At 35.9% G+C, this 14,289-nt stretch carries 17 protein-coding genes and 1 pseudogene; 17 read left to right on the forward strand and 1 reads right to left on the reverse strand.

Features of this window, described 5'->3' with window-relative positions:
• Positions 1-78: 78 nt before the first annotated feature.
• From O1A01_RS03210 to O1A01_RS03255, 10 genes and pseudogenes are all read left to right on the forward strand, one after another.
• Positions 79-222: a hypothetical protein gene (locus O1A01_RS03210; protein ID WP_157076616.1), complete on the forward strand. Its 144-nt coding sequence runs from the start codon at positions 79-81 to the stop codon at positions 220-222.
• 294 nt (positions 223-516) lie between these two features.
• Positions 517-1,236 (forward strand): hypothetical protein, encoded by a 720-nt coding sequence (locus O1A01_RS03215; RefSeq protein WP_066413862.1) that lies wholly within the window; start codon positions 517-519, stop codon positions 1,234-1,236.
• A gap of 92 nt (positions 1,237-1,328) precedes the next feature.
• Positions 1,329-1,847: pseudogene (locus tag O1A01_RS03220) on the forward strand (MFS transporter); the annotation flags it as partial.
• Positions 1,848-2,409: 562 nt separating this feature from the next.
• On the forward strand, positions 2,410-3,072 hold the full coding sequence (locus tag O1A01_RS03225) for a hypothetical protein (RefSeq protein WP_066413860.1): 663 nt from the start codon (positions 2,410-2,412) through the stop codon (positions 3,070-3,072).
• Positions 3,056-3,772, forward strand: a complete 717-nt coding sequence (locus O1A01_RS03230) for a cytochrome c biogenesis CcdA family protein (RefSeq protein ID WP_084380292.1) — start codon at positions 3,056-3,058, stop codon at positions 3,770-3,772. The genes O1A01_RS03225 and O1A01_RS03230 overlap by 17 nt, the downstream gene beginning before the upstream one ends.
• 17 nt (positions 3,773-3,789) lie before the next feature.
• Positions 3,790-4,350, forward strand: coding sequence for a peroxiredoxin family protein (locus tag O1A01_RS03235; protein ID WP_270065545.1), 561 nt, complete (start codon positions 3,790-3,792; stop codon positions 4,348-4,350).
• A 21-nt stretch (positions 4,351-4,371) separates the two neighbouring features.
• A complete protein-coding gene (locus O1A01_RS03240; protein ID WP_174522359.1) occupies positions 4,372-5,061 on the forward strand; it encodes a response regulator transcription factor in 690 nt (229 codons plus the stop codon).
• On the forward strand, positions 5,051-6,151 hold the full coding sequence (locus tag O1A01_RS03245) for a sensor histidine kinase (protein WP_066413853.1): 1,101 nt from the start codon (positions 5,051-5,053) through the stop codon (positions 6,149-6,151). The genes O1A01_RS03240 and O1A01_RS03245 overlap by 11 nt, the downstream gene beginning before the upstream one ends.
• Positions 6,152-6,175: 24 nt before the next feature.
• Positions 6,176-7,732, forward strand: a complete 1,557-nt coding sequence (locus O1A01_RS03250) for a bifunctional metallophosphatase/5'-nucleotidase (protein WP_270065546.1) — start codon at positions 6,176-6,178, stop codon at positions 7,730-7,732.
• A 21-nt stretch (positions 7,733-7,753) separates the two neighbouring features.
• Positions 7,754-8,389 carry a thioredoxin family protein gene (locus O1A01_RS03255; RefSeq protein WP_066413848.1) on the forward strand — a complete coding sequence of 212 codons (636 nt, stop codon included), beginning with the start codon at positions 7,754-7,756 and terminating at the stop codon, positions 8,387-8,389.
• 192 nt (positions 8,390-8,581) lie between these two features.
• Here O1A01_RS03255 and O1A01_RS03260 read toward each other — a convergent pair whose 3' ends face one another.
• Positions 8,582-8,845 (reverse strand): hypothetical protein, encoded by a 264-nt coding sequence (locus O1A01_RS03260; RefSeq protein ID WP_235858087.1) that lies wholly within the window; start codon positions 8,843-8,845, stop codon positions 8,582-8,584.
• Between the two features lie 196 nt (positions 8,846-9,041).
• Between O1A01_RS03260 and O1A01_RS03265 the strand changes: the two genes are divergently transcribed.
• The 7 genes from O1A01_RS03265 to O1A01_RS03295 all read left to right on the forward strand — a co-directional run bounded on the left by O1A01_RS03265 (position 9,042) and on the right by O1A01_RS03295 (position 14,244).
• Positions 9,042-9,362, forward strand: a complete 321-nt coding sequence (locus O1A01_RS03265; RefSeq protein WP_066413845.1) for a rhodanese-like domain-containing protein — start codon at positions 9,042-9,044, stop codon at positions 9,360-9,362.
• A 23-nt stretch (positions 9,363-9,385) separates the two neighbouring features.
• On the forward strand, positions 9,386-9,958 hold the full coding sequence (locus O1A01_RS03270) for a sulfurtransferase TusA family protein (RefSeq protein ID WP_066413843.1): 573 nt from the start codon (positions 9,386-9,388) through the stop codon (positions 9,956-9,958).
• Between the two features lie 18 nt (positions 9,959-9,976).
• Positions 9,977-10,366: a DsrE/DsrF/DrsH-like family protein gene (locus tag O1A01_RS03275; RefSeq protein WP_270065547.1), complete on the forward strand. Its 390-nt coding sequence runs from the start codon at positions 9,977-9,979 to the stop codon at positions 10,364-10,366.
• A 24-nt stretch (positions 10,367-10,390) separates the two neighbouring features.
• A complete protein-coding gene (locus tag O1A01_RS03280) occupies positions 10,391-11,527 on the forward strand; it encodes an MBL fold metallo-hydrolase (RefSeq protein WP_270065548.1) in 1,137 nt (378 codons plus the stop codon).
• A 14-nt stretch (positions 11,528-11,541) separates the two neighbouring features.
• Complete coding sequence (locus tag O1A01_RS03285; protein WP_066413834.1) at positions 11,542-11,769, forward strand: sulfurtransferase TusA family protein; 228 nt, start codon at positions 11,542-11,544, stop codon at positions 11,767-11,769.
• A 227-nt stretch (positions 11,770-11,996) separates the two neighbouring features.
• Positions 11,997-13,691 (forward strand): SulP family inorganic anion transporter, encoded by a 1,695-nt coding sequence (locus O1A01_RS03290; RefSeq protein WP_066413831.1) that lies wholly within the window; start codon positions 11,997-11,999, stop codon positions 13,689-13,691.
• Positions 13,678-14,244 (forward strand): carbonic anhydrase, encoded by a 567-nt coding sequence (locus O1A01_RS03295; protein ID WP_066413828.1) that lies wholly within the window; start codon positions 13,678-13,680, stop codon positions 14,242-14,244. Before O1A01_RS03290 ends, O1A01_RS03295 begins: the two co-directional genes overlap by 14 nt.
• Positions 14,245-14,289 lie beyond the last annotated feature (45 nt).

Consider the following 14,289-nt stretch of genomic DNA (forward strand, 5'->3'; position numbering starts at 1 on the left):
TGTAAGTAGTTTTTTGACTAAAGAAGAGCGAGTGTTCAAGAAGCAAAGTCGCTTTTTCAGAAAAAAGGAGTTGTCCACATGGCAGAACAAGATGATGGTGTGTCGGAAGAGTTTAGGAACAAAGTAGAGGAGCTTTGTGATAGGCTTGGACCAAAAAATAAAGAAACCAACGCGTTGTGGCAGCTAGTTAGTGAAATATGCAAGGACGATGTAAAGGATTAACTAAGTTAGGTTTAAAGATCATAAAATATTATCTGTGCGCAGCAAATATATTGGTTATAGAATAACCCTCGAAAGACGATTACTTTAAAAGCAATCGTCTTTCGTATTCGACTAAATACTGTTCAACAGTAAGTATCAACAGACCAAAACATTAAGAAATCAACAAAATTTAGTGAACTCCTTAGTGATATAGACTTATTTTAAATACTAATAATGTAAAAATTTAGGTATAAGGAAATGGTACAAGGCATATTGATTAGAAGGACATGTCTAATAAAGGTGAGGGGGAATTCAGTGAACTATACAGAAAAGGTGTTTTTAGGTCTGTTTCTTGCGTTAACTGTAGTATTTTTGTTTTTATCTCAGTATTATGAAATATTCAAGATTTTAGTTACTCCAGTTGCTACATTATCTGTTTCAACCTTTATTTGGTTAGATATTAAAAATCGAAGTATAGAAGTTAGAAGGCTAGGTCTACTTTTCATTATTACTCTGATTTTAAGCGTTATCTTCGGTAATATTGGATTTGTTAACGAAATAATCATTTGGTTATGGGTAGCTTTAATACTAGCAGCGTTGTGGGTTTTTACTATTAAAGCTTATCAAAGTTTAAGAATATCATTAGCATGGATGGTCATTGTTCCATTATTTGCAATGATCTTTCTTTCAGAGACTGAAATTTTAAGAGGTTATGATTATATTATCTACATTGTAACTCTTTTGGTAACGTGGGCATTTTTATGTTATCAAGGTGAGTTGAAAATTGTTGAAAGAGCAATTCAATTTATAGGAATAATATTTGTGGTGATAGTGTTAGTATGGCATTTATTCTTAGAAATGTTTCAATTATCTTCTGAATTTCCGGAATATTCAAATATTCTCTTTGATAATGGAATAGATATTTTAATGATATTTGCACAAATTGACATGGCCATCTTCCCGGTAATTATTAATTGTTTATTGTGCTATTTAATCATCATTTTAAGAAAAAGAATGCAAGAAAAGGTAACGTGATAAAAGTTTTATGAGAAAGGTCCGTTGTCTCTTGAAAAGTTCCAGAGTCAACGGACTTTCTTGTAATACGACATTTAATAAACTGAAATAGAGTAACTATTATGACGATGACACCTATTCATATGGCTCATCATGGTCATGGACTTGGCGCAATTGGTCTTGTTATTGGAAATCATATTGGGTCGATGTATCCTCCTTCATTGGTTACAGATGTACTTGTGGATAAGGTTGGTCGAACTGCGATGGCTATTGCTGCTGAAGTCACGTTACTATTAGCAGGTTTGTTGGCAGCTTTTGCACCAAGTGATTCTATTCTTGTCTTAATCATAGCTCTTTCCTTACTAGGAGTAGGGTGGAACTTTGGATTGATAAGTGGGACAGCTTAGGTTGTTGATTCAACTGCTTCATCACAACGTGCTAAGATTCAAGGGACAGTGGATGTTATCATAGCATTAACAGGTGCTTCTGGTGGAGCTATGTCTGGAATGATTGTAGCTAATACGAGTTATACAATATTGTCAATAGCTGGAGGCGGATTGTCTTTATTACTGATTCCTGTGGTGATTTGGTCTAGAAGGACGGGAAAAAGAAGAGAAGAGTCTGATGTTTGAGAATAGATTCAGATTAACCTATATAAGCTAACGATTAGCGGTGATTTAAAAGTCACTATTAAAATTAGAGGCAGGAGATTGGGAATCAAACTATTTTCAACGTAAAGTACGCTATAACACCTAACGTAGAAATCGGCTTTTTAATTCATCAAATATGTGAAACAATTGTAATTCTAGTTGATTACATACCCTAATAATGTACCTGTTAGGGTATTATTTAGTAGAGGGAGTGTGCATCATATGAAGAATGAAGAAAAAAGTTGTTCAACTAACTAGTGAGGAATGAATAAACGGACAACAGATGGTAAAAAGGCTAAAATATCGCCTCCAATATGACCAGCTGTTTATCTTTGGTTCCTGGTAGGAGCTATATTTATTATCTATAGTATTATGGGTACTGTACTCTCAATTTTTTAGGGGATATTGTTAATTATGGATCGTACTTTATTTAGCTAAAGAGTCATGGGGAAGTGCATATGAAAATGCACTTTTTTTGTTTTATTTACTTCTTAAACGTTTCTTAATATTCACAAAGTATAACTGAAGATAAAGGAGGAGCATTATGGAGGAGTTTTTAATTATTGGTTCGATACGTTTGCCTATCAAATGGATCTTTATTGGGGGTGCACTAGTAGTAGCCTATCTAGCAATGAACATTCGTTTAAGTCGATTAAATTTAGACAAGAAACCATTATTAGATACGGTATTTAATGCGTTATTTTATGGCTTTATTGTTTGGAAACTAAGTTATGTATTATTCAATCCGGTTCATGCTTTTGCCTATCCACTGGGGATTCTTTATTTTGATGGTGGTCAAAAAGGAATGTTGTTAGGAATTCTAATTTGCTTCATTTATATTTACTTTCAATCTACTAAGCAGAGCATAGGAATAGTAACGTATGTGAATCTTACTTTCAGTGGTTGGCTTGCAGGGAGCGCAACTTATTTTATTTATTTATTCCATACAAATTATTTTTACTACTCTGGTCAAATTTTTTTAGCTGGATGGCTACTATTTGTCATGTCGAAGAATAAGGAAGTAGATCTTGGAAAAGAATTATCCAACAGCTTATTAATTTATAGTCTAGGTCAAATCTTTTTAGGTTATTTGACTCAAATAAAACCAGTTATTTTTGGGTTCACAAATCTCCAAATTGGTTTTATTTTGTTAGCTCTACTTATGCTAATAGTACAGAAATGGAAAAGGGGTGAGAAGAATCGATAATTTATCCATTTTAGTAGCCTTTACTGCAGGACTGCTTTCTTTCTTATCACCCTGTGTATTTCCGTTACTTCCTGCTTACATTGCTACGTTAACAGGTTCTACAGTCTCTGATAAGGTCAATGTAAATAAGAAACTAGTATTTACTAGATCAATAAGCTTTATTTTGGGATTTAGTATCATCTTCGTCCTTTTAGGAGTATCCGCAAGTTTCATAGGTCAAATGTTTATGGAAAATAGAAACATTGTTGAAAAAATAAGCGGACTCCTTATTATCATCTTTGGACTTCAAATGGTAGGCCTTTTACAACTCAAATTCCTTATGAGGGAAAAAAGAATACATATGCAATCTAAAAGGGCAGGTGCAGGACCTTCCTTTTTAATTGGAATGGCTTTTGCATTTGGATGGAGTCCATGTGTAGGTGTTGTTTTATCCTCTATTTTATTATTAGCAGCCTCGCACGAAACAGTAAGTAGTGGTGTGATTTTATTGTCAGTGTACTCATTAGGATTGGGGATACCATTTTTAATGGTATCAATACTTGTGACCTATTCATTGAAAGTTGTAAGGAATATTAATTCAATCTTACCTAAATTGAGTGTAGTTAATGGTTGGATTTTAATCGGTTTAGGTTTGCTTCTATTTACAGGTCAATTTCAAAGGATTAGTGCTTGGCTTGCAACTTTCACCTATTTTGGTTAAGGGAAGGAAAATAAAAGATGAAAAAACAAAAGAATTTGATTGTGATCCTCCTTTTAGTTGGGCTAATAGGATGGGGTTTAATGGATTTACGTGGAGAAAGTGGGAATGAACTGAACAGTGAAACGACTGTAGTAGATGTTGAAGTAGGATTAAACCAAGGAAATTTGGCACCGGACTTTGAATTAGAAACATTAGAAGGAGAGCCATTGAAGTTATCAGACTTTAGAGGGGAAAAAGTAATCCTAAACTTATGGGCAACTTGGTGCCCGCCATGTCGAGCTGAAATGCCCCATATGCAAGACTACTATGAGAAACATAAGAATGATGGAGTTATAATATTGGCAGTTAATTTAACAACTCAAGAGCGAAATAAAGATGCGGTAAGGCCTTTTGTGTATGAGGAATTTCAATTGACATTTCCAGTTGTATTAGATGTCGATGGTGATATCGGAGCGATGTATCAAGCTTATTCTATACCAACAACTTATGTCATTGATACTGAGGGGTTCGTTCAAAATAAAGTGATTGGGCCCATGTCTTATGAAATGATGGAGACAATGATAAACAATATTAATTAATACGAGATGTGGAGGTTCGGAGTGAACACTAAGGGCAAATCTATTTTAATTGTAGAAGATGATCATAAAATAAGACAATTAATTAAGATCTATCTTGAAAAAGAAGGTTATGATGTGTGGGAGGCGGGAGACGGCAAACAAGGCATAGACATGTTTGAGCGGTACGATCCGTGTTTTACGATCATTGATTTAATGCTTCCTGAAGTCAGTGGAGAAGAGGTTTGTAAATGGATTAGGACAGAGAAGAAAAGTGATAGTCCGATTATCATGGTTACAGCCAAGGTGGAAGAAAAAGATCGGATTAATGGACTCAGAATGGGGGCGGATGACTATATAACAAAGCCATTTAGTCCAAATGAACTTGTTGCTCGCGTCGAAACGGTGCTGCGTCGAACAGAGAATCGTTGTAATAAAATTAGTTTTCAAGGGATCACAGTGAAGCCTTTAAAAGGAGAAGTGAATTTTAATGGAACGAAACTTTCTTTAACAAATAATGAAAGCAAATTACTATACATGTTCATGAAGCACCCGAATCAAATTCTATCAAGAGAACAGTTGATCGAGGAACTTTATCCAAATGTTGAGAAAGATATTACGAATCGGACAATTGATGTCCATATCCGAAATCTTAGGGAAAAACTAGAGCAAGTAGACGCTCCAGATTGTATTAAAACAGTTCGAGGCATGGGGTATCAGTTTGTTGCCTTTTAAACAAATCGTAAAAAGAATGTTAAAAATGAACCTTATGTTAAAGCTAACGGTGATAAATAGTATCGTTGTCGGACTGGTCATTTGGATTGTTGGTGTATCTGTAAAAGATTTTGCTTGCTATTTAATTGAAAAAGAAAATTCTCTTTCAGCTGAACAAAGGTTAGCTTTTACAAATCAATTGGATTCTTACCTCGTTTACGCTGTTATTCTCTCCATATTCATTGCTGCGGTCGTTCATTTTTATTTTATTCGTTTGTTATTATATCCACTAAGTACTTTAACGGAGGCGATAAAAAAGATTGCAAAAGGGAACGATCCAGCGATTATTTATAACAAAAACTCTGATGAAATCGGTCAATTAACAAGGCACTTTAATGAAATGATAAGAAAAATAAAAAAAGTAGAGGATTCTCGTGAGAAAATGACTCAAGATGTTGCTCATGAGTTAAGAACTCCTTTAACCAATATCAATGGCTATTTAGAGGCATTAAGATCGGGAGTAATAAGTGGAAATCAAGAGCTATACGATTCTCTTTTCGAAGAATCGATGAGGCTTACAAGTCTTGTTGAACAATTGCAACAACTTAATATTTGGGAAAATGAATATGGCAGCTCTGTAAATTATGAGTGCTTATCTATTCGTCTTCTTATTGAAAGCCAAGTTGAAATGTTTCGCTTAGAACTTCAGAAACAATCGATCCAAATCAAGGTTAGCGTAGAAGATAAACAGTTAAACGCTGAGAAAGAGGCCTTGAAACAGGTCTTAACAAATTTAATTGAAAACGTCCTCAATTATGATAAGGGGGGATGGATGGAGATTATAGGTTTTATGAGTGAAAAAGGCTATCAAGTTCAAGTGAAAAATGAAGGGCTACCTATTCCAGTTGAAGATCAGAACCAACCTTTTGAACGTTTTTATCGAGCTGACCTTTCACGGAATCGTAATTTAGGAGGGTCTGGGTTAGGACTATCGATTGTCAAAGAGATTATCAAAATTCATAACGGAGAAGTAGGCCTAAAAACGAGTCAAAATGTTCATACCTTTTGGTTTATGTTACCAATTGAAAATGATAGAACGTTTTATGGATAAAGTTGTTTTTTTAGGAGGCTGTCAATGAGTTATAAGGAGCAAAAAAAAGACGAGTGGACACTCACATTACTTCATACAAATGATAGTCATGGACATTTATTACCTATTGAAATATCTAGTTTAGACATTTCTTCTCAATTGCGCTTGTGTCACTCATTTCCTCTATATAAAAAGTTAGGTGGTTTCGCCTATTTAGCTGAAGCAGTTAATCGTATTCGGCAAGAAAATGATCATGTACTTCTACTTGAAGCAGGAGATGTATTCTGTGATAGTGAAATTGCGAACATAACAAAAGGCAGTTTTTACATTAAATTGATGAACCAATTAGGGTATGATGCAATGACACCAGGAAACCATGATGTAGATTATGGAATAGAGGTTTTAAAACAAAGAGCAAATGAAGCGAACTTTCCAATGTTAGCAGCTAATTTATTAGAAGAGGAAACAGAAGCACCTTTATTAGGCAATCCTTATATGGTGAAAGAGATCAATGGTTTTAAAATAGGTATCTACGGTCTGACTTATCATTTAACACCCGAAACAACATCAAAAAAGAATACAAGTGGCGCTAAATACACGTTTAGTTTAGAAACAATACAGTCGGACATTAATCGATTAAAAAATAGGGGGGTTAACTGCGTAATTATATTGTCGCATTTAGGATCAGATTTAGATAGAAAGATGGCAGAAAACATAGAAGGAATTGATGTAATTGTAGGAGGGCATTCTCATGAACCCATTCCAAAGGAGATAAGAAATGGTGTCATCATTTCTCAGTCTACACCATACTATACTGGACTTGGGGTACTAAGGTTGCAATTTAATCGTAGCTCATTAGTAGGAGCAGAAGGAAGTATTATCCCTATTATCCCTGAGAACTTTCAACCGAATGTAAATATACAAAGAATGATAAATGAAATGCGGTTTGAGCACAAAGATCGACTAGAGCAGGATGTCGGAAGAATTACATCTCCTATGATTCGTAATTATAAGCGAGAATCGCCTGCTGAAACGTTCTTTGGCAATATTCTACGTACTAAGACAACTAGTGATATCTCAATATTACCCGGAATAGGGTTTGGGGTAACGATCCCTCCTGGGCCTATCACACTCGAACAATTAACGAACTTGCTACTTCATCGTTCATCTATTTATACCGTACAATTAAAAGGTAGAGATATTGTAGCAGCTTTAGAACAAAGTATTTTAAACCAAATTCATCCAGATGTAGAAGAACGAGTTGGTGGTCTTATTCAAGTAACAGGACTTGCTTTTGTTTATCAATATTCCTCTAAGTTGAAAAACTTAGTTCTAAATGTAAGAGTGAATAATCAACCAATCTCCCTTGATCAATTCTATAAAGTTGTTTTGAACCAGTTGATGTTTGAAGGTGGCCATAAGTACTCATCTTTAAAAAAAGGACAGAATGTGTGTAAATGGGAACAAACAGATTTTGAGATGGTGATCGACTGGATGCATAGTAATCCGGCATTACCTGTATATGAAGAAGGGTGGAGTAAACCATTACGTATACCAGGTTCCCAGAAATTTCAAAAAAAGGTGTTTTCCATTAGAGAATAGTAATATTGAGGAGTGAAACCGATGAAAGTGACTAATCTCACTCTATTTACGATGTCAGCTTGTCCCTTAGGTAGAACGATGAGGCATGTTTTGGAAGAGGTTACTACCTTGTTACCTGAGCAAACATTTTCGATTGTGTTTATTGATCAAGAACCTGAGTTAACGAATGAGGCACGGATTAGTAATAATCCTACTACGTTGTTTCGAGATAAAAATGGAAAAGAAGTTAATCGGGTTGAGGGATTTATGGAAACAGACGAGGTAATACAACTCATTAAAACTAAAAAAAACTATACAACCTTACCAAGCGGAGCCAAAAGAGAGAAGAGTGTAGAATCTTACACTATCTATTTACTCAATGGTGACGCACTAGAAGCGGTAGACATAGATTTTACTAATCCAACACCAGTGAAAACCCCTCGTATTACAGCAATCAATTTGCTATTTGAAGCTGATTTACAACCATTAATTAACCCGTTTCCAGATAGTGCTACTTTAGAATTAGTTGAGTTTGAAGAAGATTTAGCACGAGTTTATATTAACCATGAAGAAAAAACAATTTCAGAAGATAACGCGTACAAGATGAAAAAGTGTCTACTACAAACATTACACTCATACGGCACTAAAAAAATTGAGCTGGTTCTAAAAAGATTATAAAAAAACATAATAGTTTCTAATTTATCGTAAAAGACCTTAAACATTGTTTGAGGTCTTTTATAAGTATTTAATTTATAAAAGAGATTGTAACGCAATGCGTTCCTCATTAATCTCAATAGGGGTCCTAATACCCAACCCTCTAATGGTAATGGAGGACACCAACCCTGCACAGAGTGTTGCAGTAAAAAATAACTAATCACTCCTGAAAATAAATGCACCTTCTGTTGCCGTAAGCCCTAGAAAGGTTCCAAGGAGAACGAAAGATGCTACTGAAGCTTCTAAAACTCGTTCAGTATCCCATTCTTGATCAAGTTTATCAAGTCGCCTCATTATATCTTCCTTGTTCTCATATTGATACCTTTCAATACTTTGCTGTGTTTCTAGTGCAATCTTTTCGTTCACTTTTACTGGTGTGTTTAACTGCACTCTTCTTGAAGTTGGAGGAAGGAATCCCATGTAAGTGCACCTCTTTCGATTAAATGACAAAAGCTATTCGCGGAATGGTAGTAAAAGCGGAATTAAATTATTGGGTTAAAGAACTGAATTTAGCAAAGTGCTTTTTGAACCTGAAGAAGTAAAAATGTCTGCCTTTTGAAATGATAACTATGTACCACTCTTTTTTTATCTGCATTTAGAGGGGGAAATATACAATATGTCAACAAATACACTGATTGAAGAAATTACACCAACTGAAGTATCACATCGCATAAATGAAGGCAAGCTGGATAGCATCATTGACGTTCGTGAACATGATGAAATAGCAGAAGGAGCCATTCCCGGAATACACCATATCCCACTTGGAGAGCTTGAGGATCGACTTAGTGAAATTGATAAAAGCAAAGAACATATCTTAGTTTGTCGATCCAGTGCCAGAAGTGGCAGAGCTGCTGAATTTTTGAAAGGCAAAGGATATAAGGTGAAGAATATGGTAGGTGGAATGTTGGATTGGGAAGGTGATTTAGAAAGAAAATAAAAGATGTTAGGGAGGTGAAGGAGTTGGAAGTAACAGTAAATAAAACGTTAGATGCAAAAGGGCTTGCATGTCCGATGCCAATTGTTAAAACAAAAAAGGAAATGAATACGCTTGAACCTGGTCAAGTCATGGAAATACAAGCGACTGATAAAGGTTCAACCGCCGATATAAAAGCATGGGCTGAAAGTACGGGGAATCAATACCTTGGAACGATTGAAGAGGCAGAGACGTTAAAACATTACCTTCGAAAAGCAAGCCCAGAAGAAGAAAAAACGGAAACCAAACATCCTTATGTTGTGACGCTTGATGAACTTTCTAAAAAAATAGAAGGGGATAAAAAAGTCACCATTTTAGATGTGAGAGAATCTGCAGAATACGCTTTTGGGCATATTCCGGGAGCTGATCATATTCCGTTAGGAGAGCTTGAAGAACGCTTTGAAGAATTAAATAAAAGTGGTGAGATTTATGTCGTGTGTCGAACCGGCAGCAGAAGTGATTTCGCAGCACAAAAGCTTGCTGAAAAAGGATTTAATCATGTGAGAAATGTGGTACCTGGTATGAAAGAATGGACGGGTCCAACAAATAAACTTCATTAAAAAAGGGAGAGAGTATCAATGAAAATGGCAATTATTGCTGCAAATGATGGAATGTTTGATGCTTACAAAGTTTTTAATATCGCAACAGCAGCCGCTGCTACAGATGCTGAAGTTGAAATATTTTTCACTTTTGAAGGATTAAATTTAATTCATAAAGAGGCACATAAAAATCTTCCCATGCCTGCAGGTGCAGAACATTTCCAAGAAGGCTTTAAGAAAAACAATGTCCCACCAGTTGATGAACTTGTTTCGATGGCTACAGAAATGGGTGTGAAAATGATTGCTTGTCAAATGACAATGGATGTTATGAGTTTAGAGAAGGAACATTTTATTGAGGGAATTGATGTTGGTGGTGCCGTTACATTTTTGACGTATGCAAAAGATGCTGACGTGACCCTGACATTTTAATAAAGAACTATAGGAGGGGAAACCATGACGACAACAACTGCGATTAAAGGAATCAATGTTAAAGAGTTAACAAAAAAGATTCTTAATGGCGATCAAATTTTTATTTTAGACGTAAGAAACACAGGTGATTTTGACGATTGGAAAATTGAAGGGGAAAACGTCCATATTATTAATAAGCCTTACTTTGATTTAATTGACAGTCTTGATCCGATTATGGATCAATTGCCTAAAGATCAGCCGATCTATGTTATTTGTGCAAAGGGAGGTTCGTCTGAATTTGTCGCTGAACAAATTGCAGAAGCTGGGTATGATCATGTTTATTCTATTGAAGGCGGAATGAAAGCGTGGAGTGAATATCTAGAGCCCATTAAAATAGGTGATTTAACAGGTGGAGGTACTATTTATCAATTTGTTCGAATTGGTAAAGGGTGTTTATCCTATTTAGTTGAATCAAATGCAGAAGTAGCTATCATTGATGCAGCACGTATAATCGAACCTTATGAACAATTCGTTAGCGAACATAACTTAAAGCTAACTCACCTGTTAGATACGCATCTTCATGCTGATCATATCTCCGGCGGACGAACGTTAGCTGAAAAGGTAGGTGCTGAATATCACTTACCACCAAAGGATGCTGAAGAGGTAACGTATTCATATACGAAGCTCGAAGATGGAAATGAGATCAAGGTTGGGAAAGTGTTAATCAAAGTTATTTATTCGCCTGGACATACGATAGGGAGTACGTCCTTTATTGTTGATGATCAATATCTGTTAACAGGAGACATTTTATTTATCGATTCAATTGGCCGCCCTGATTTAGCGGGAAAAGCCGAAGACTGGGTAGCAGATCTTAGACAAACCCTTTATGACCGGTACAAACAATTAGCAGATAATCTGATTGTGCTACCTGCCCATTACATGGGAATTAATGAAATGAACAAAGATGGGAGTGTATCAGAAGAATTAGGCAATTTGTATAAAGAAAATCATGGGTTGAATATCAATGATGAAAATGAATTTAGAAAAACCGTTTCAGAAAATTTACCGCCACAGCCGAACGCATATCAGGAAATTCGAGAGATGAATATGGGCAAGATCAATCCAGATCTTGAGGAACAACGGGAGATGGAGATTGGGCCAAATCGCTGTGCAGTACGTTAAGGAGGAATGAAAAGATGGAAGTGACGAAAGTTTTAGATGCAAAAGGTCTTGCGTGTCCAATGCCGATTGTGAAGACGAAAAAGGCAATAGATGAGTTACAGTCTGGAGAAGTGTTGGAAATACAGGCTACCGATAAGGGAGCTAAAAACGACCTTGTTGCTTGGGCAAGTTCGGGTGGGCATGATTTATTAAGTGATAAAGAAGAAAATGGTGTGTTTACTTTTTATATTAAAAAGTCTTAACCCTCGTCCTACTATGAGGATAACTCTTCATAGTAGGATTTTAAACAAAGTAAGGGACATTGTTAAATGCCTCTAGTTGTCTATAACATGTATCTCCTCTTAGGTCTGATCTATACATAAAATTTAAATGATTGACAAATTAACTCAATAAACCTAAAATAGGTATAGGGGTATATTAGGTATAGGGGTATATGTATACTATAAATTAAAAGAGAGGAAGGAACCTTATGTTTAAAAAGTTAATTCCGGCATTGGAATGGATGCCAAAATATAAACGCTCGGATTTAAGCGGAGATATGTCAGCGGGGTTAATCGTTGCGATTATGCTTATTCCACAAGGGATGGCATATGCAATGTTAGCCGGATTACCACCGGTTATTGGGTTGTACGCTTCTACTATTCCACTTCTTATATATGCATTATTTGGAACGTCGAGACAATTAGCAGTTGGTCCCGTTGCAATGGTGTCATTATTAGTACTAGCAGGGGTATCTACGATTGCTGAACCTGGAACAGATGAGTATATCTCGTTAGTGTTACTTTTAATGCTTATGATAGGTATAATTCAGTTTCTAATGGGAGTGCTTAGACTTGGTTTCTTAGTAAACTTCTTATCTCATGCTGTAATTAGTGGTTTTACTTCTGCAGCCGCAATCATTATTGGATTAAGTCAGTTGAAGCATTTACTAGGAGTGAAACTAGAAGCAGATAAAGATGTATTTAAAATTATATTTGAGTCGATAAGCAGGGTTTCTGAAATAAATCCAATAACATTAACCATTGGATTGGTTAGTATTCTCATATTGATTGGATTAAGAAAGATTGTACCTAAAATTCCAGGTCCGCTTGTGGTCGTCGTCCTAAGCATTAGTACAATCTACTTTTTACAGCTGCAGCAAGCAGGAGTGAAAATTGTTGGTCAAGTACCAAAAGGTCTGCCGTCATTATCGCTACCTGTATTTACACTAGATGCTGTTATGGCACTTCTTCCTATCGCACTAGCCATATCTTTTATCGGTTTTATGGAGTCGATTGCGATGGCAAAGGCAATAGCGGCTAAAGAAAAATATAAAGTAGTTCCAAATAAGGAGCTAGTAGGGTTGGGGCTTGCTAATATTGGTGGTTCTTTCTTTGCAGGATATCCCGTAACAGGAGGATTTTCCCGTTCAGCTGTGAATTATCAAGCTGGGGCAAAGACACCACTTGCGACGATAATAACTGCTATTCTTATTATCCTAACGTTATTATTTTTCACTGGTTTCTTTTACTATCTTCCTAATGCAGTGTTAGCAGCGATCATTATGGTTGCTGTATACAGTCTAATTGATGTGAAAGAAGCAAAACATTTATTTAAAATCAAAAGTGTGGATGGTTGGACGTGGGTAATTACTTTCATAGCTACGCTAACAATTGGGATTGAGCAAGGGATATTAATTGGAGTAGTATTTTCCTTACTTGTTTTTATCGTTCGGAGTGCGTATCCTCATGTCGCAGAGTTAGGGTATTTACAAGAAGAAAATGTGTTCCGTAATATTAAACGCTACCCAGAAGCAAAAGTAGACCCAGAAGTTATGATTTTCCGTGTCGATGCTTCATTATACTTTGCGAATATGACCTTTTTAGAAGATAAACTATGTGAGCGTGTAGGAGAAAAGCCTGAGACGAAGTGGATTATTTTAGATTTTTCAGGTGTGAACTCCATAGACGCTGTAGCAATACATTCATTAGAAGAAATAATGGAGTCATGTAGAAAAGGGGATATTGCATTTCTTTTCGCGGGAATTAAAGGTCCTGTGATGGATTTATTGAAGAAAGCGAACTGGGATGAAAAATATGGGGAAAATTTAAGGCATTTATCGGTTGAGCACGCGCTTAATGCAATTAACAAACAGAAGGAGAGGAGCAAAGATGGAGGAACTTGAATTAAGAAAGAAAAATGAAGAATTTATACAAAGGATTAAAGAACAAGACCCAACATTCTTTGATGAGTTAAAAAAAGGTCAAACACCAGAATTCTTTGTCTTGTCTTGCAGTGATTCGCGTGTTAGTCCTTCTGTCATTACGCAAATGCCTTTAGGACACATGTTTGTCCATCGAAATATTGCTAATCAAGTGGTAACGGAAGATGAAAGCTTTTCGGCTAGTCTATATTATGCGTTGAAACACTTAAAGGTAAAAAAGATTGTCATTAAAGGTCATACCGACTGCGGAGGCGTAAAGGCCGCTTGGTTAGAGAACGATGAGCAGGAGCTCCAGGGTTGGATTTCAAGAGTTCGCGCTAGTCTACCTGATAAAAGTACGAAGATAGAACCAGTTTCATTGGATGAATTAACGAAGCTAAATGTTTTAAAACAAGTCGAAAGATTAATGGAGCACCCTATTTATAAGGAATACGGGACTGATATAGAAGTTTTAGGATGTTTATTTCATGTCGAGTCAGGGGAATTGGAAAGGGTGTTTCCGCTTGAGAATTAATTGGTTCTTAAAGTTGTTCTCTAAATAAGGTGTCTATTTTTTTAA

Source organism: Sutcliffiella sp. NC1 (genome assembly GCF_027594365.1).
Taxonomy (GTDB): Bacteria; Bacillota; Bacilli; order Bacillales; family Bacillaceae_I; genus Sutcliffiella; species Sutcliffiella cohnii.